Source organism: Helicobacter apodemus (genome assembly GCF_003097575.1).
Lineage (GTDB): Bacteria > Campylobacterota > Campylobacteria > Campylobacterales > Helicobacteraceae > Helicobacter_D > Helicobacter_D apodemus.
In genome coordinates, this window is sequence record NZ_CP021886.1 from 1,777,251 (window position 1) to 1,796,248 (window position 18,998).

Below are 18,998 nucleotides of genomic sequence, written 5' to 3' on the forward strand. Positions count from 1 at the left end.
TATATTTATTTATATCAAAATTATTTAGAGAGTAAAAATATTATATTTTCTTTTAATGCTTGGCAAAAAGGTGCGGAAAAATTTGGGAATTTGCTAGATAAAAAAGTTCCCATTTTTAGTATTACTAGAGATTATATTAGTCGATTAAAAACAGGTGTTAATCATATTGCTAGCACAGAGTCTAAACTTAAGTTTAAAAATTTTTCTTTAAAGGATGAAATATCATTTCCGCAAATTTATTATCGTGGAGCTTATAAAAATAAACCCGATATTAATATCCTCAAGGGGAATAATTTTTCTTTAATGTGGGGAGACTTGGGAGGACTTGGGTTAAGATTAAAATGGCTCAAAAATGCCATTTCTAAAGTTTATTTTATCCCTATTGATGCAATTAGTGGTGAGAGGGCTTTTTATACTTTTATGCAATTATCTAAAATCTTACATTTTAATCTTCCACAAAATTCCAAAGCTTTTAGTGGTAAGGTTAATCGGTATGAGGGTTTAATAATGCTGCCTTGTAATTTAAGAGTGGATACAAAAGATGTTGATAAACACATACAAGAAATACAAGTATTGATTACAACCTATCAATTGCATCCAAATCACGATAATAAGCTTATAAATATAATGAATTCTATAAAGGTTAAAGCACCACAAGATAATCTTGTTTTGTATGTTAAGCAAGAGGAATTTAGAGTATTAATGGAAAATAAAACTTTATTGCGATTGCTTCAAGAATATTTTGAGAAATATTTTAGTGCATTAAGGGGTTATATCAAAAATATTCAAGACAATCTTTTTAGCGAACAAGATATATTAAACTATTTTAAAAATCATCCAAAACTTGCCTTAGAATTTAAAAAGCAAGTTCAAGGAGATATTGAAATTATTAAATCGCAATCTCCCCATATTATAGATTCTTGGAAATATTATCAAGAGTTTCTTAGGATTTGTGCTGATGCTAATATTATCTAATCCCCCCATTATCTGCTATAATAATTTCTTTATTTTTATAGTTTATGTTTAAGATTAATTGACTTTTATCTTCTAAAAGAGAGTCTTTAAAGATAGGAGAATTTTAATCCAAATAAAAAGAGAATCTTTATTCAAAGAAAGCAATGAAGCTAAAATAAACTAAAGCAATTAAAGAAAACATTAATGATAAATAACAAAATTAATAAACATCTTAACAATAAGGAATCCTTGAATGTCTCACTCTGACCCTAACTTTAATCCAAACAGCCCCAACCCCTATAAAGATTCCCCCCTTAATTCTTTTAACCTTTCCTTTAGAATAAAAAACCATTTAGCATACCAATTAGGTTCTAAACTTATAGATTACGATAAACAAAGAAAGCAACACTTAATGCTAAAGAATAACAATAATCCTTTCCTTAACCTCTATAACTTTATAAGAGTGGGGGGGGGGGAATATCTTTATTAATTTGCCTTTATAAAATAAAGCAAAGGCATAAAACTAATACAAGATTCTACAACCAAGCCCTTGAAGTATTCCCACAACTTAAAAATCCTTCGCTTTCTTCCTATCCTGCTTTAGAGGTTATAAAACTTAAAAATCATCTTTCTTATAAATTAGGAGAAGCTTTTATCTTAGCTAATAAAACTTGGTATAAGGGAGGATATTTAAAACTCTACACTAATCTTAAAAAAGCCAAAGAAGACTATAAAATCTTTCAAAAACAAAAAGCTTTTTTAGAATCTTATGCTTTTATCTTTAATGCTATTCCGCTTAAAAAATTAGAAATACTCATCAAAGATTTACAAACTAATCCTTATCCTTTAGAAAGATTAGAACTTATTATTGCAAAGGCTAGGGCTATTAACTTTGAAGTGTTATTTTCTAAACATTTAAATTTTCTTTTAAACCATTCTCAAATTATTTTAGAATGGTTAGAATCTAAAGAATTTAAAGAACAATATATAAAGACTAATCATCCTTATCCCCCTTTACTTAATCCTAAGAGATTATATAAGAAAGAAAGCATAGAAGTAAAATCTCAAAGAGAGGATAGAGGTAGAAGTGAGGATGGAGGAGAATTACAAAGGAGAGGAGATAGAGAGGATAGAGAAACTAAAGAAGGTAAAGAAGTAGAGATTCAAAGTAAAGAAACTAAAGAGAAAGAAACTCACAATAGAAAAGGGACTATTAAAGGAATAAGTAAGCAACAAGGAGATAATACACAAGAGAATTTAAAGCCTTATGCAAACTTAAGTTATGAGAGTATTCCTGCTTCCCTTGCTTGGGATTTGAATTTGCCATTGCCCGCTACATTTTTGTGGATTACACCACATGGTGCTGGGGCTACCGCTTTTTATAGGTATCTCATTAGGTGTTGTGGGGTTTCGTGTATCTTGCCTAGGATTGAATTAGATGGGAAAGGAAAATATTGTAATAACTATAGACCTATCAACAATGGAGAGGCTCAAGTAATTAGTATTTCTGAATTTGTCTATACAAAAGATTATGATAAATATTTATCATTATTTAATCAAAATTTACCTATCGTCTTTACTATAAGAGATCCAATAGGATTGATTAAGCATGTTTATGGGAGAGATGCTAGAGGTTTCTTTGCCGCAAATAAAAGAAATAAAACCAAATTTAATTTGACTCATAATTGGCATAATTATTCAGACTTTTTGAAACCAAGCAAGAGAAGTATGTATGATGATGACTTTAGATATATGAAACGTTTTTGTTTTATTTATAGCGCATTGATAAAATATTTTAATACTCGTAACATTTATTATATTGATATGAGTGAGATAAGCCAACAAAGAGCATTTGAAACTATGACTAATTTAGCTCATAAATTTGGATTTAATCCACCAAGCGAAGAAAGTAAGATGATTTTTAAGATGAAAGAATTTAGAGGATATATTAGGTATTTGCTCCCCTTAAGATTATATGCAAACAAAGCAGATATTCCAAATTTATTTAAAAAAGATCAAGAAAATAAAGAAAACTTTTTGATTGATGAAAAAAATAGTGTGGTTTTAACGCTTAATCGCCTACAAAATGATAAAAATGTTATTAATATTTTGCCCCAAATTATCCAAAATGATTTATGTAATGATATGGGGGTTTATGTGAGTAAAGAACATTTAGAAATTTTAGAAAATGATAAAGAATTTTATAGTGCTACAAAAGAGTATTTAAAAGACTTTTGTGAGGCTATTAAAGAAGAGCTTGATAGGACAGAGGAGATGATGCTAAAAGAAAAGGATGTTTTGGAATATTTGAGAGATAATACAAAAGTAAAAGAAAATCTAAAGGCTATTTTAGATGAGGAGTTAATCCATATTAAGGAAGTAAGACCTGATATTCTAAAATCTTGGAAATATTATCAAGAGTTTGTGAAAATGTGTGAAGAGGAATAAGGAAGTGATTTAAGAGTGGGTATTAGGAGGATTTTGGTATAATCTGGGCTTAAATTTGTATGAAGCGGGGTAAAACTCGTTAAAGATTAATAAAAATTAAGGGGTGGTAATGGCATTAAAATTTCTCTCTAAAGCACAGAATCTTAAGCAGCTAAAGCCTCTTTTAAAGAGTGCGGAAATTTTGCCCTTAGTTATTACTAAAGCTAAAGATAGGCAAAAGGCTCTTTTAGCAATACAAGCTTTAGGGAGTGAATATGTTATCATAAGGAGTTCTTCTTGTAATGAGGATAGTCAAGAGTGCTCTAATGCAGGAGCTTTTTTAAGTCTTGCAAATATCAAGAATGAAGAATCTTCTTTGCTTAAGGCTTTAGATGAAGTAGCGGATTCTATGCCTAATGAGGAGGATGAGATCCTCATTCAACCTATGCTTAAGAGTATTACACTTTGTGGAGTGGGGTTTAGTGTCGATAAAGAAAATTTTTCGCCTTATTTTTGCTTGCAATATGACAAAAGTGGTTCTAGTAGTGGTATTACTGATGGCACTTCTAAAGAGGTAGTAAGTTTTTTTCATTATCGTTTTGCAGAGTGCAAGAATCCACGAATGCAAAAAATTATCGCTTTGATTTTAGAACTTGAATCTTTATTTAAATGCAATTATTTAGATGTTGAATTTGCTATGACTAAAGACTCTAAGCTTTATTGTCTGCAAGTGCGTCCGCTTGTAATGAAAGATAAAATTAACCTCTATGAATTTGTTCCTTTAGAAGCTTTAAAACGACTTCAAAAACGTTTTATAAATCTACAAAAACCTGCTCCTGATGTTTATGGAGAGAGGGCTATTTTTGGCGTTATGCCTGATTGGAATCCCGCTGAAATTATTGGGCTTAGACCTAAACGATTAGCTTTGAGTTTGTATAAAGAAATTATTACCGATAATATTTGGGCTTATCAAAGGGATAATTATGGTTATCTAAATCTCCGCTCTCATCCTCTAATGCACTCTTTTTTGGGTATTCCTTATATTGATGTGCGGTTATCTTTTAATTCCTTTATTCCTAAAAGTTTAGATAAAAAAATTACCAAAAAGCTCGTGAATTATTATTTGCAATCTTTAACAACAAGCCCCCATTTGCACGATAAAATAGAATTTGATATTGTTTTTTCTTGTTATGATCTTAATACCCCTAAAAAACTTCAAAAATTACTTGACTTTGGATTTAACGAAAATGAAATTAAAAGGTTGGAATTTTCCCTTTTAGAGCTTACAAATTCTATTATCAAGCATAAAAAAGGGCTTTATTTAAAGGATATTAAAAAGATTAAACGATTAAAGGCTTATTATGAGGAAATAAAAGAATCTCCTTTGCCGCTTATTGATAAGATTTATTGGCTTATTGAGGAGTGTAAGAGGTATGGGACGCTTCCTTTTGCTGGAGTTGCTAGAGCGGGATTTGTAGCGGTATCTATGCTTAATTCTTTGGTTGAAATTGGGTTTTTTACCCCTGCTTTAAAGGAGAGTTTTTTAAACTCTTTAAAGAGTGTAAGCAAGCAATTAAGTGAAGCCACAAAGAATCTTAATAAAACTAATAAAGAAGAGTTTTTGAAAGAGTTTGGGCATTTAAGGGCAGGGACTTATAATATCCTCTCCCCGCGTTATGATGAAGCTTTTTTGGATTATTTTAATGATGTTTCTAATGTGGAAACTCAAAAGCAAAGGGAGATTCAAGGAAGATTTTGCTTGAATGATAAACAGAAAAAAGAGCTTGATACTCTGCTTTGCGAAAATGGTTTAGAAGTTAGTGCAGAGGAGTTTTTGAAGTTTTTGCGTTTAGCTATTGAGGGTAGGGAATATGCGAAATTTGAATTTACCAAATTATTATCGCTTGTGTTAGTGTATATCGGAGATCTTGGGCAGTATTATGGGATTAGTAAGGAGGATATAGCACACTTAGATATAAAAAATATTTTGTCCCTGTATTCTTCGCTGTATTCTAAGAATCCAAGAGAGAGATTTTTAGATGAGATAGAGCGGCATAAGGAGGAATATAAGATTACTCAAGCCCTTAAACTCCCTTCTTTACTTTGTGATGAGGAGGAGATTTTTAGCTTTTTTAGTGGCGGGGCTGTAGCAAATTTCATTACCCAAAAAAGTATTACTGCCTTAGTTGCTTTAGAAAAGCAAAAGGATATAAAGGGGAAAATCGTGCTTATTTATGCCGCAGATCCCGGATATGATTATTTATTCGCTAAAGAGATTGCAGGATTTATTACTTGTTATGGTGGGGCTAATTCTCATATGGCAATTCGGGCATCAGAGATTGGATTACCCGCAGCTATTGGGGTAGGGGAAGAGGCTTTTAATCAATACTTGCAAAGTAAGAAATTGACCTTAGATTGTCAAAGTGGGCAGATTTTATGTCTTTTATAGGGATCTCCCAACGATTGGTTGAAAATACCGATTATGTTGAAATAAGGGAGGCTTTGAGTTTAGAGTGGGGGGAGTTTTTTAATAAGCATTTATTAGGGTATTTACCTCTACCCCTAGATTACAACATAGATTTTTGCCAATATATTCCATTTTTAAAAGCAGTGATTTTAAGTGGGGGGAATGATTTATCTATGTTTAACTCAAATCCTCTTTGTCAAATGCGTGATATTTATGAGCGTAAGATTATTGAAGTTTGTATGCAACATAATATTCCACTCTTGGGTATTTGTCGTGGGGCACAGATGATTGCTAGTTATTTTCATTCGCATTTGCAAAAGGTGCTTTGCCATATAGGGGAGCATAATATTACAGAAATTAGCACTAAGCGGCAGTTTTGGGTTAATTCCTTTCATAATTATGGGATTAGGGTGTTAGGGGAGGAATTAGAGGCTTTAAGCCTAGCAGAGGATGAGAGCATAGAATCTTTTAGGCATAGGAGATTGCACCTCTATGGTATAATGTGGCATATAGAGCGCAAAGGAGGAATGGATGGGGATAATACCTTTTATCAATGGAGAGCTTCTTTTAAAGGGGGGATATGAAAGTAGTTTATGCACCAAGTTTTAGGGGTTCTATGGATGATTTGCATACAAATGTTGTTTGCGGGTTTGAGATTGGGGTTTTAGAGAGCTTATGTGAGATTGTCGGGGATAAAGGGGAAGTTCTCTATTTTCCCCATACACAGACTCCAAAAACCTATCATACAACAATCTTAGAAGCTCTTAAGGGTTGTCCTATTTCCCACATTAACCAAATGCAAAAGGCAAAAGATACGGATGTATTAGTGAGTGATTTTAGCAATCGTATTTTTGAATATTCTTTGAGTTTTGCTAAACCAAGCATTGTGTTTTTAAGCGGTATTACCGGGATTAGTTTTAATCAAGATAAATTTTATAAACTCTTGCAAGATTGTGCTTATTTTGCTTTTAGTTTGAAAGACTTAAAAGATATTTGCAAAACTTTAGATTTTAAAGCTAAGACAAGAGAGATAGAGAGCTTTTTACAGAGGGATTTCTTATGAATATACAAGAGCAAATTAACGCCTTTATCTCTCAAGCTACCTCTAAGATTCAATCCTATTTAAGTAATGAGAGAAAAAATATTTTAGTGATTGCCTATTACCCTACTTATCGCAAACATTTTGGGGGTTTAATTAGTAAATTAAAGCGGGATTATAATGTTATTACCATTGTGGATAGAATCTTAAATGATGAATTTGAAAGTAGTGCTAATGCGAATGTTTTGTTTCCTTATCGGGTTATTGAAAATGGAGAGATTTATTATTTAAATGCAGATATTCCTAATATTGATTTGATTTTAACTGCGGATGAAGTTGGGTATGAGGGGGGTAGGATTGATAGGGAATTTTTGAGTAAGAGTGCTAAACGCATTTATTTTCCTCATAGCCTCATAGAATCTACGGGGAATCCCCTTGTTTTTGATTATATCCTCTCTCCTACAAGTATTACAACACAGGCTTATAAGAAGCATAAAAAAGGTGCGAAAATCTTAAATGCAGGTTATCCTAAATTTGATAAATCTTTAGAGGAATATCACGAAACACCCTTAAATACTATTACTTATGCACCGCTCTTGCGTTATGTGGATGAGAGTAATAATGTTTATGTGAATCTCTTTACAGGTTATGAAAATAATTTGGTGGAATGGTTATTGGAAAATACCCATTACCAAATATCTTATCGTGCATATCCTTTGAATGTCTATGCTAATCACGGATATTATCAGCTTATCAAAGAGAATTGGAGGAATGAGGAGAGGGTAAGCTTTGATGAGGCATTAGGGAGCGGGTTTTATAATTTTAGTGATTTTGTGCTAAGTGATTATTCTAGCAGTGCTTATACTTTTGCTCTAACGACTCTTAAACCTTCCTTTTTTTATAAACCCTACAAAAGTAATTCTAATCTTGAAAAATACATCCCTTATGTCTGTGGGGAGGGGGGGGGGGATATGCTAGGAGATTAAAGGAATTAAAGAGGCAAATAGAAACTTGTGATTTCTCTAAAATGCGTTTAAAGATTGAAAATTTTAGAGAAGAGATTGTGTTTAACATCGGCAAATCCGAAAATTATATTTTAGAATCCATAGAGGATATTTTGAAAGGAAAAATATGAAAGCCCTTATTCTAGCTGCTGGATTTGGTTCAAGGCTTATGCCCTTAACACAACATAATCCGAAGTGTATGGTGGAATATCAAGGTAGAAAAATACTTGATTATGAAATTACCGCTTTAAGGGAAGCTGGAATTTCAAAAATAGCGGTTGTTGGAGGATATTTATTTGAGGTTTTAAGCACTTATCTTCAAAGTAATTTTGCTATTAAGGATATTTATTATAATCCTAGCTTTAATACAAGCAATATGGTTAAAACACTTTTTTGTGCTAGGGAGTGGATAGAATCTTGCATTAAAGAAAAAGAGGATTTGATTGTCTCTTATGCGGATATCGTGTATTTTAAAGAGAGTGTTTGTAGGCTTCAAAGTGCTAATGCCCCTCTTAGTATTGTGATTGATAAGCAATGGAGGAGGCTTTGGGAGCAACGATTTAGCAATCCTTTAGAGGATGCAGAAACCTTAAAAATTGTAAATGGGAAAATTGTTGAACTGGGGAAAAAGGCGTTTAGTTATGAAGAGATTGAGGGGCAGTATATCGGGCTTTTTAAGTTTTCTTATGGGTTTTTGCCTGAAATTTTAAGCTTTTATGATACTTTAGATAGAAAAGCTACTTATGAGGGAAAGGATTTTGATAATATGTATATGACAAGTTTTTTACAAGCATTAATCGATAATTTTCATAATGCAGAGCCTGTTGAGATTTATGGAAATTGGTGTGAGATTGATTTTAAAAGTGATTTGGAGATAAAGATTTAATGCAAACTTTACTTTATCAAAGTGCTTTAATTGCACTAAAAGCTGGAGAGATAGCGTTAAGGTATTATGGGGGTAGGGAATATACCTTAAAAGAAGATTCTTCACCCCTTACACAAGCAGATTTAGAATCTAATGCTTATATTTTAGAGCATTTAGCCCTTATTGCTCCTTATAAGATTTGCTCTGAAGAGGCGGTTTTAGACTATAATGAGCGTAAAAGTTTAGAATATTATTGGCTCATTGACCCGCTTGATGGGACAAAGGATTTTATAGCACAAAATGGGGGTTGGACGATTAATATCGCCTTAATTTACAAAAAGCGTCCGATTTTAGGCGTTGTGTATGCTCCTTGCTTTAATGAGCTTTATATAGCTTTGCAAGGTTTAGGAGCTTTTAGTTTTGATAGTGTTTTGTTAAAGCAGAGTAACCCTACCTTACAATGGCTAAAAGAGCATAAGCAAAAGCTTGATGGAGAGCGAAAAATACAAGATTCACAGCTTATCGCTTGTGATTCTATGTTTCATAGCACACAAGAGACTTTAGAGTTTCTTAAAAAATATGATTTAAAGGCTTATAAATGTGGCTCTTCTTTAAAGATTTGTATGCTTGCTAAAGGAGAGGCTGATATTTATCCTCGTTTTAATGGCACGAGTGAATGGGATATGGCAGCTTGTGATATTATTTTAGAGGAGAGTGGAGGAGTGATTATTGATAAACAAACCAAGAAATCTTTAGAATATAATAAGCCTAGTATTAAAAATAATCATTTTATTGCTTTTGCTAAAAGCCAAATTGGTCAAGCAATTTATAGGGATTTCTTAAAGGATTCGTAAAGAAGTCCTTGTGGTATAATGAAGGGGTTTCATTCTATAGATATAAGGAAAATTATGAAAAAAGTTTTATTCTTAGTTGGGGTGTTTAGTGTATTTGCTTATGCAGAAGTCCGCATTTATGGTGCTGGAGGTCCTGCCTCTGCTGTAAAAGAACTTGCTTTAGATTATGAGCAAAAAACTGGTCAAAAGGTTACTATTATCGCAGCTCCTCCTTCTACTTGGATACAAGAGGCAAAAAGTCAAGCGGATATTATTTTGAGTGGAAGCTCTATTATGATGGATAACTTTGTTCAACAAATGGAGGGAAAATTAGATTCTAAAAATATTCAAGTGCTTAATATTCGTGAGGCTGGAATCTTAGTTCGCCCCGGCAATCCTAAAAGGATTAAAGGATTTGAGGATTTGCTTAATAAAAAGCTTAAAATCTTAGTTGTTAATGGCTCTGGACAGGTTGGTCTTTATGAAGATATGGCACTTAAGAATGGCAAAATTGAAAACCTCATTGCTTTAAGAAAGAATATTGCCTTTGTTGCCCCTAATACTAAAATTGCTCTTGAAAAATGGAATAGTGATTCTAATATAGATGTTTTTATTGCTTGGAGGCATTGGGCTAATGTGTTGGGTAAGGATAAGGCGGAGTTTATCCCTAGTGGTAAAGAAAATGTAATATATCGTGCGAGTGAAGCGATGGTTGTTAAGGATTCTCCTAATGCTTCAGAGGCTAAGAAATTCCTTGAATTTATTACAAACAAAGCAGCACAAAAGGTTTGGGAAGCTAAAGGTTGGATCGCTAATCCTTAAAAGCAAATGTAAGGAGGCAAATTAGGGGAGTTTTAAAAGAGATTTTAAGAAAATCTCTAATCCATACGTAATACATTTTAGGGTTTATAGATTCTTTAAAGAGGTATTTTATAAGCATTCTCTAAGGTTTTATTTTAATGTGAATTTATCCCTCTATTTTAGTTTCATTATAAAGGGCAATTTTAAATGCTTTGAAGTGAATTAAGAATGAAAAATCTCAAAAGTCTTTTAAAATGATTTTAAAAATGTATTCAAGGGTATTGAAAACACGCACAAACCTTAACAAATTTCAAGTGGAGTCTGTAAAATCAACTATGTATTCCTAATGTTTAAAATTTCTAGTTTATGCGTCTATAAATTATGTTATTGCTAATAAGATTTAATCTTAGGTGTTTTAAGAAGTTTAACTTCAATCCTGATTCTACAGACTCTTTTATTATCTCTTATAAACAGAGTAATTTTAAGTGGAGTTGGGATATGGAATTGAAGTGTTAGTGTATTAACCTCTACTTCCTTTGCTCTTATACCTTCATAAAAGGATAAATACTATATTGTTTAAGGTTTGGTTAATTGGGTGCAGATTTTGCTTATGGGTGCAATCAATAGCTAACTTTGAGCTACAATGAATCCTTAGGAATTAGCACTTATCTTAAGCCATAAATGTTTTTCTGTTGTTTGACTAAGTGCTTTCAAGCTTTTTAAGCATTATTTTTTATGCTTGTTTTGTAAAATTTACTCATTGTAAAAAGTTTTGAGGATTGAGGAAGCCTTGGGAGTATTTTTATTTAAGTTAGAAAGATTAAGGATAATCTCTCCTTAAGGAGAGATTATAAATGTTTAAGCATTGTTTCATAAGCACTTTTTGTGCCAGGACGCACATTTGTGAGTAGGCTTCCGATGATAATAGCGATAGAAGCACCAAAAAATCCCGGAATAATCTCATAAATGCCATATGCAGCCATAAAGTTTTTCCAACCTACTACTACAATTGTTCCTGTTAGCATACCAGCAATTGCCCCAACTCTTGTCATTCTACTCCAAAATAGAGAAAAAAGCATAACAGAACCAAAACTTGCCCCAAAACCTGCCCAAGCATAGGTTACGATACTAAAAACGCTAGAGTTTTTATCTGTGGAGATAAAAAAGGCAATACTTGCTACGAGTAAAACCCCTATTTTTCCTAAGTTTAAAACCATTTGGCTAGAGGCGTCTTGTTGGAAGATCCTTTTATAAAAATCCTCAGCAAGGGTCGAGCTAGAAACAAGAAGCTGTGAGCTAGCTGTGCTCATAATCGCTGCTAAAATGGCACTTAGCAAAACACCAGCAATCCAAGGATTAAAGAGGAGTTGGGATATTACAATAAAGATTTTTTCAGGGTCGCTTAAAGAGAGGTCAAATTTATTAATATAAGCAATGCCTAGTATCCCTATAAAACAAGAACCAATTAGGCAAAGCACCATCCAAGAAATCCCAATAATAGTAGCTGTTGGTATATCTTTAGTGGAGCGGATAGACATAAATCGCACTAAAATATGGGGTTGCCCAAAATATCCTAATCCCCAAGCAAGAGCTGATATAACACCTACCAAAGAAACACCTTCAAACCAAGCTAATCTTTCTTTAACTTCAAAAGTGATTTTTGTAATACCTTGCAGAAGCATTTTAAGGCTTTCTTTATCATTGCTTTGCAAACTTTGCTCTAATTTAAGGGCTAATTCTTTTGAAAAAAAAGTGTCTTTTGTGTTGTTATCAAATAGAGCAAGAATAGATTCTTTTTTATAGTCTCCTTTTATATTTTTATCACTAATTACCCTATCATTAGAATCTTTTAAGGATTGTATGAGTAACAAGATTTGCTCTTTAGATTCTAAAGAATCTAAATTTTGTAGCATATTAGGGATTATATTTTGGATTTGTAAAATTTGTTTATTGGCGTTATCGGAAGCTTTAATGTATTGTAATGCCTCTTTATAGCCTCCTAAATGGGAGAGCATAACAATAGGGACTATGATTAAAGCACACAACATTAAAAAGCCTTGAATCATATCCGTCCAGCACACTGCTTTATAACCCCCAAAAAAGGTATATAACACAATAATTAAGGTTCCTATAGTTAAAGCATAGCCATATTCAATTCCAAAGGTGCTTTCAAAGAGTTTTGCGCCTGATACAAGCCCAGATGAGATATAAAGGGTAAAGAAGATTAAAATAACAATAGCACAGAGGATTCTTAAAATATGCTTATCATCATCAAAACGCGTTTCAAAATAATCAGGAATTGTAATAGAATCTGCAATTACACTTGTATAAATTCTAAGTCTCTTTGCAATAAAAATCCAATTAAGTGCCGCACCAATGGTTAAGCCAATAGCAATATAAGCCTCTATAAATCCGCTAATATATAAAGCACCCGGTAAGCCCATTAACAGCCAACCGCTCATATCTGAAGCTCCAGCACTAAGAGCGGATACAACAGGACCAATAGAGCGTCCGCCTAGAAAATAATCTTCTGCATTTTTATTTTTCTTATAAAAATAAAACCCAATAAAAAGCATTAAGGCAGAATAAGCCACAAACATAATGGTAATTTCGGTGTTAATATTTATCATAAGCTCTCCTTGAAATTTTTTAAAGCACGAATCCCTAGATTTCCATAGCGATGATAGGATATGCTTAAGGATTTTTCATTATGGTAATAAAGCCATTCAAAACGACCATTTAATGAAGGCTTTTCTCTAATGATGATTTTTGCACCTTTAGCACATTCTTGATAAATGGGGTCTTTGGGATTTGGGGTTTGAAAATACCTTATTCTTTCAAAATTTGGGATTTTATGGATAAAATCTTGTTGATTTTCTTTTACAAATCCTACTTTCATTCCTAGCTTTTGGCAAATTTCTTGAGCTAGGGTTATTTTGCTGTGCTTTTCAAAGCTAACTAAAAGTGGAATTTCTAGTAATGATGCCCCAAGAATGCTTCCTAAAATATCTTTTAGGGTATCATTTTGACTTACACGATAAGCCATATTTGCAATCTTTGTATAAGAAAAGAGATTATCTTCACCCCTAATATTGACATAATCTTTTGCTTTTTCAAATTCATTGTGTAAATGATAAACATAAGATTGAGCCATAAGGTTTAGTGCCTTTAAATGTTCTTTATCTTCTTGGCAAATCTCTAAATTTAGGTTTTGTAGTGTTATAGAGATTAGATTCTCTTCTAAGTTGTTATCGGCTTGCGTTTGAGTAATGTTTAAAAATTGTGTAATATAGTTATAGATTCCTACTTTTCTCCCAAATCCAATAGCAGATTTTTTAATCCCTCCAAAGGGTTGGCGAAGCACTATGGCTCCTGTGGTGGGCTTATTGATATAAATATTCCCTGCTTGTATATGGGTGTGGAAAAAATCCCATTCTCTTTCATCTAGACTTTCAAAACCAGCGGTTAAACCATAGCCCGTAGAATTTGCAATTTCAATGGCTTCTTTCAAATCTTTAGCCTTTATAACACTTAAAATGGGTGTAAATAACTCATTGCAATGCGTAAAATCTCCCGCTTTTGTGCCATATTTAATACCCGGGGTCATTAAATGAGGATTATCCTCAATAAATGTTGGCTTTAAAGCCCATTCTTCATAGGGTGCTAATTCCTCAAGGGCTTTAAGGACTTTGGCGTTAGGTTTATCTGCTAATGCTCCAAGTTTGTTTTTAAATTCAAAGGGAGAGCCTACTCTCAAAGAACTTGTTGCATCAACAAGGGTGTTTTTAAAGTTTTCATCCTCATAAACTTCTTCTTCTAAAATCAGTAAAGAAGTAGCAGAACATTTTTGTCCAGAATTAGAAAAAGCCGAGTGGATAATGTTTTTTATCGCACTATCCCTATCAGCAAACTTGGATACGATGGTGGCATTTTTACCCCCTGTTTCTGCACTAAGCAATAAAGTAGGATTTGATTCTAGCATAGCATAAGCGGTTTCTTCTCCACCTGTTAAAATAGCAAAATTTATAGCGGAATCTTTTAAGAGATGGGTAGAAATATCACTGCCATTAGAGGGGAGAAAAATAAGAGCGTCTTTTGGAATGCCACTATCATAAAAACATTGTGCTAACATATAGCCTGTAAGGGTCGAGAGGGAAGAGGGTTTATAGATAACAACATTCCCTGCTGCTAGTGGTGCTGCAATAGTGCCCACAGAAATACCAATAGGAAAATTCCAAGGAGCGATACTTACGCCTATGCCCTTAGGGGTAAAGGTAGTTTTTGGGTTTTGGACTTGAAGCTCTTTTAGGGAGTGAGGGTAAAATTCTAAGAAATCTATGGCTTCGCTTACTTCAGCGTCAATTTCAATAAAGGTTTTACCTACTTCTAAAGCGGCTAATCCTATTAAATCGCCTCTCCTCTCACGCAAAATTTGGGCAGTTTGTGCCAAAATTTTATGAATATCTTCAAAGCTTTTTTGTTTGAAGTTAGATTTTTTTGCTACTTCAAGAGCTTTTTTAATTTCTTTTTCTCTTGCTAAATAGACTTTACCAATTTCTTTTTGATGGATTTTATCTTTTATGCTTTTTGAAGCTAAGGATTCTTTGTTGATATTGTATTCCCCTATAATCGGATAGGCTTCATAATTTTCAAGGTTTTGGTATTTTTTTGCAATCTTTTTTGCCCATTGTCTATTTTGTGGGAGAATAAAATCTGTGTCGCTTTCATTAGTGAAGCTACTAGAAGTATAAGAGCTTTTAGCAATTTGTTGTTTGTTTCTATCTTGTTTGCGTCTTGAATTATTATTAAGCGTTGGGATACCTGCTAGAGATTGTAAGAAAATTTCTTTTTGGGCATTCCAGTTTTTATCATTAACTACTAGATTGAAAAAATACCGCATAAAGTTTTCTTCACTAGTGTTTTCATCTAATCGCCTCACTAAATACGCAATGGCATTATTGAAGTGTGATTCTTCACACACGGGTGCATAGAGGATTAAATTATGGATTTTTGAGATCTCATAAGAGCATTGAAGACTCATCCCCTCTAGCATTTCAAAGGTAAAAGAGGGAAGTGCATTAGCGTGAGTGATTCTTGTATAGGCATACGCAATTTCAAAAATATTATGGCTTGCAATACCAATATGGATATATTTATAATTATCCCCTTGCAGGATAAAATCTAGCATTTTATTGTAATTGCTATCGGTGTCTATTTTGTCGTTAAATGTAGGTAACTCCCATCCTTTTTGTGAAGCAATAGTCTCTTCGCTTTCCATATTTGCACCTTTGACAAAGCGGATTTTAATAGGTTTTTTGCCATCTAATACTCTCTCTTTAGAGAATGCAAAGAGTTTTTTGAGATAATGATAAGAATCTGGGATATAAGCTTGCAAGACAATTCCTGCATAAATATCAAATTTAGCAATGCTTTCCATAAAAGATTCTATAGTGAGTTCAAGATCCCTAAATTCCTCCATATCAAGATTGATAAACTTAGGTTGATTTTGTCTCTTTTCTTCTTGTAAGGCTAGAGAGTAAAGATAATCAAGCCTTTTTGTAGCTTCTTTTTTAGAATATTCAAAATCTATAATATTAATTTGTGAAAAAATAGTTGTAATTTTGATAGAAATATAAGTGATAGAGTTTGATTTAATGGCTTCTTCGTATTTTTTAAGCCTAAAAGAGCTCTCCATTTCCCCTAATACTTCCTCACCAATGAGATTAATATTAAGCGTGATATTATCCTTATATTTTCTTGTGCGGATATGCTGTTGCAGTGTTATTGGGTTTGCATCTAAAACCATATTTTTCGTATCTTTTCTAAGTTGTGAGATAAAAAATGGGACGCTAATATTAGGTATAAATTTACCAACATTTAAAAAACTAAAAAGTAGGAATTTTTCAAATGTAGAAAAGAAATCTGCAATACCATATTTTCTTAATGTATATTCTATAAGTTCAAAGGTTGCACTCTTTTCTTTAGAACGAAAAGAACGATCTAGTAGCTCTATAAGCATTATTTTATTGGTGGGGTTATTGAGGAGTTTTTGCATTTTAAGATGAAATTCTTTTTCTTTTTTGGAGAGGTGTTGTTGTATTTTATTTTGTAGCTCTTCAGCGAAAGCTAAAGTTTGTTCTATCATTATTTATTTCCTTTTGTATAAATATTTTTTAATCATACTTTAAATTAGAGTTTATTTTGTTAGTGGATGAGGATATTTATAAATATTCTAAAAGTTATGTATAAAAAGGAAACAAATTATTTACATTTTATACATAAGTATTACAAAATTGTATAGAAAATTATCATTTTGAATTTGGATATGCAGTTTATAGGGGCTTGATATTTTTTAGAAAATTTTTGTTATGATTAGCTTGTTAAATAGGAATTTATTTTTAGGAATTATAAGTTTGAAAGATCTAATTATCGTAGAATCTCCTACTAAAGCACGTACTATTAAGAATTTTTTAGGTAATGATTATGAGGTAATTGCCTCTAAGGGGCATATTAGGGATTTGCCTAAGCATAGCTTTGGAATTAAAATTGAAGAGAATAGTTTTATCCCTGAATATACGATTGACCAATCCCATAAAGCCGTGGTGGATAATCTCAAAAAACTAGCTAAAAGTGCTAAGGAAGTTTATATAGCAACTGATGAGGATAGAGAGGGGGAAGCTATTGGTTATCATATTGCCACGGCTATTGGTAAAAATCCCCTTAAGCTTCCTCGCATTGTTTTTCACGAAATTACTAAAAAAGCGATTATAGATTCTTTAAAAAGTCCTCGCTATATTGATATGGATAAAGTCAATGCCCAACAAGCAAGGCGGCTTTTAGATAGAATTGTAGGCTATCGTTTAAGCCCTTTAATTGCTTCTAAGATTCAAAGAGGTTTAAGTGCTGGTAGGGTGCAAAGTAGTGCTTTAAAGATTGTGGTGGATAGAGAAAAAGAAATCTTAAGTTTTAAGCCTATTACTTATTATGTGCTTGAAGTGTTATTTGATAAAGATTTAGAGGCTGAATTAATAGAGTTTAATGGAGAGAAAATACAAAAACTTAGTTTGCAAGAGGAGAAAAAGGCGTTAGCTATTAAGGAATCTTTGAAAAAATCTCAATTTCTTATTAGAGAGATAGAAAATAAAAAGAGAAAAATAACTCCTCCACCACCTTTTATGACTTCTACCTTACAGCAAAGTGCTAGTTCTTTTTTGGGATTTTCACCCTCTCGCACTATGCAAAATGCACAAAAGCTCTATGAGGGAGTAATGACCCATAAAGGCTCTATGGGAGTAATTACTTATATGCGAACCGATAGTTTAAATGTCGCAAAAGAAGCTCAAGAGGAAGCTAGAGCAATGATAGCAAAGCTCTATGGCAAAGCATATATCCCACTTAAGCCTAAAGTTTATGCTACAAAATCTAAAAACGCACAAGAGGCTCACGAGGCTATACGACCAACTTTAATGGACTTTACTCCCCAAATTGCTGCACAATATTTAAAGGGTGATGAATTAAGGCTTTATACTTTAATCTATAACCGATTTTTAAGCTCCCAAATGAATGATGCAGAATTTGAAATGCAAAATATTTTCATACAAGGAGGAGAATCGCTCTTAAAATTAAGTGGTAGAAAACTCCTTTTTGATGGATTTTATAAGGTCTTAGGACAGGAGGATAAGGATAAACTTTTACCAAGCTTTAAAGAGGGAGAAACCTTAAAATTACAGAAATGTGAAGTACTAACTAAGCAAACAGAGCCACCTTCAAGGTTTTCAGAGGCAAGCCTCATTAAGACTTTAGAGACTTTAGGGATAGGTCGTCCAAGCACTTATGCACCAACTATTTCTTTATTAACTTCAAGGGAATATATTACTATTGAGAAGAAGCAAATAAAACCCCAAGAAGTTGCTTTTAAGGTTATTGAATTATTGCAAGAGCATTTTGAAGAAATTGTGGATTCTCAATTTACGGCTAATTTAGAAGAAAAGCTTGATGAAATTGCTGAAAATAAACAAGATTGGCAAAAATTATTATGGCAGTTTTATGAACCTTTTATCCAAAAAATTGTTGAGGGAAAAAATACTATTAAAAGCCAAAAAATCATTATTCCTACAGGAGAAAAATGTCCCTTATGTGGTCAAGAATTAGTAAAGAGGAATGGTAGATTTGGGGAGTTTGTAGGTTGTAGTGGTTACCCTAAATGCAAATATATAAAAAAGGAGGAAAAAGCACAAGAGGATTTTGGGAATTGTGAAAAATGTGGTAAGCCTATGGTAAAAAAATATAGCAGAAATGGAGAGTTTCTAGCTTGCAGTGGATACCCAGAGTGTAAAAATACGCAGTCTCTTCAAAATGAAAAGGTTAATGTTGTCTTAGAGGGGATAAAATGCCCAAAAGATGGAGGAAATATTATAGAGAGAAAGGGCAAGAGGGGTAAATTTTATGGTTGTGGGAATTATCCAAAATGTGATTTTATCTCTACTTATCCCCCTACAAATGTTATTTGCCCTAAGTGTAAGGGATTAATGGCAAGACGCACTTATAGAAAAAAAGAAATTTTAGAGTGTATCTCCTGCAAAGAGCGTCAAGAAATATAAGGAGGTTA

At 32.7% G+C, this 18,998-nt stretch carries 12 protein-coding genes and 1 pseudogene; 11 read left to right on the top strand and 2 right to left on the bottom strand.

Annotation, left to right across the window (positions count from 1 at the left end):
* Window positions 1-90 precede the first annotated feature (90 nt).
* From CDV25_RS08825 to CDV25_RS08870, 10 genes and pseudogenes are all read left to right on the top strand, one after another.
* Window positions 91-975, top strand: a complete 885-nt coding sequence (locus tag CDV25_RS08825) for a DUF2972 domain-containing protein (RefSeq protein ID WP_108911624.1) — start codon at window positions 91-93, stop codon at window positions 973-975.
* A gap of 483 nt (window positions 976-1,458) precedes the next feature.
* A pseudogene (locus CDV25_RS10955) lies at window positions 1,459-1,629 on the top strand (DUF8374 domain-containing protein); the annotation flags it as partial.
* Window positions 1,630-1,851: 222 nt separating this feature from the next.
* On the top strand, window positions 1,852-3,402 hold the full coding sequence (locus CDV25_RS08835) for a DUF2972 domain-containing protein (protein WP_108911626.1): 1,551 nt from the start codon (window positions 1,852-1,854) through the stop codon (window positions 3,400-3,402).
* 109 nt (window positions 3,403-3,511) lie between these two features.
* Entirely contained in the window at window positions 3,512-5,830 is a 2,319-nt protein-coding gene (locus tag CDV25_RS08840; RefSeq protein ID WP_108911627.1) for a PEP-utilizing enzyme, read from the top strand.
* Complete coding sequence (locus CDV25_RS08845) at window positions 5,818-6,432, top strand: gamma-glutamyl-CDP-amidate hydrolase (RefSeq protein WP_108911628.1); 615 nt, start codon at window positions 5,818-5,820, stop codon at window positions 6,430-6,432. The genes CDV25_RS08840 and CDV25_RS08845 overlap by 13 nt, the downstream gene beginning before the upstream one ends.
* On the top strand, window positions 6,429-6,911 hold the full coding sequence (locus CDV25_RS08850; protein WP_108911629.1) for a hypothetical protein: 483 nt from the start codon (window positions 6,429-6,431) through the stop codon (window positions 6,909-6,911). Before CDV25_RS08845 ends, CDV25_RS08850 begins: the two co-directional genes overlap by 4 nt.
* On the top strand, window positions 6,908-7,873 hold the full coding sequence (locus CDV25_RS08855; protein WP_239056357.1) for a CDP-glycerol glycerophosphotransferase family protein: 966 nt from the start codon (window positions 6,908-6,910) through the stop codon (window positions 7,871-7,873). Before CDV25_RS08850 ends, CDV25_RS08855 begins: the two co-directional genes overlap by 4 nt.
* 145 nt (window positions 7,874-8,018) lie before the next feature.
* Window positions 8,019-8,777 carry a phosphocholine cytidylyltransferase family protein gene (locus tag CDV25_RS08860; RefSeq protein WP_108911630.1) on the top strand — a complete coding sequence of 253 codons (759 nt, stop codon included), beginning with the start codon at window positions 8,019-8,021 and terminating at the stop codon, window positions 8,775-8,777.
* Complete coding sequence (locus CDV25_RS08865) at window positions 8,777-9,610, top strand: 3'(2'),5'-bisphosphate nucleotidase CysQ family protein (RefSeq protein ID WP_108911631.1); 834 nt, start codon at window positions 8,777-8,779, stop codon at window positions 9,608-9,610. The genes CDV25_RS08860 and CDV25_RS08865 overlap by 1 nt, the downstream gene beginning before the upstream one ends.
* A gap of 54 nt (window positions 9,611-9,664) precedes the next feature.
* Window positions 9,665-10,411, top strand: a complete 747-nt coding sequence (locus CDV25_RS08870; RefSeq protein ID WP_108911632.1) for an extracellular solute-binding protein — start codon at window positions 9,665-9,667, stop codon at window positions 10,409-10,411.
* Between the two features lie 827 nt (window positions 10,412-11,238).
* On the opposite strand, the gene CDV25_RS08875 is transcribed toward CDV25_RS08870, so the two are convergent.
* Both CDV25_RS08875 and CDV25_RS08880 read right to left on the bottom strand, forming a co-directional pair.
* On the bottom strand, window positions 11,239-13,020 hold the full coding sequence (locus CDV25_RS08875; protein WP_108911633.1) for a sodium:solute symporter family transporter: 1,782 nt from the start codon (window positions 13,018-13,020) through the stop codon (window positions 11,239-11,241).
* Window positions 13,017-16,535 (bottom strand): bifunctional proline dehydrogenase/L-glutamate gamma-semialdehyde dehydrogenase, encoded by a 3,519-nt coding sequence (locus CDV25_RS08880; protein WP_108911634.1) that lies wholly within the window; start codon window positions 16,533-16,535, stop codon window positions 13,017-13,019. Before CDV25_RS08880 ends, CDV25_RS08875 begins: the two co-directional genes overlap by 4 nt.
* A gap of 268 nt (window positions 16,536-16,803) precedes the next feature.
* Between CDV25_RS08880 and topA the strand changes: the two genes are divergently transcribed.
* The gene (gene topA, locus CDV25_RS08885; RefSeq protein ID WP_108911870.1) at window positions 16,804-18,990 is read left to right on the top strand and encodes a type I DNA topoisomerase; all 2,187 of its coding nucleotides are present in this window, start codon (window positions 16,804-16,806) and stop codon (window positions 18,988-18,990) included.
* The last annotated feature ends 8 nt before the right edge of the window (window positions 18,991-18,998 follow it).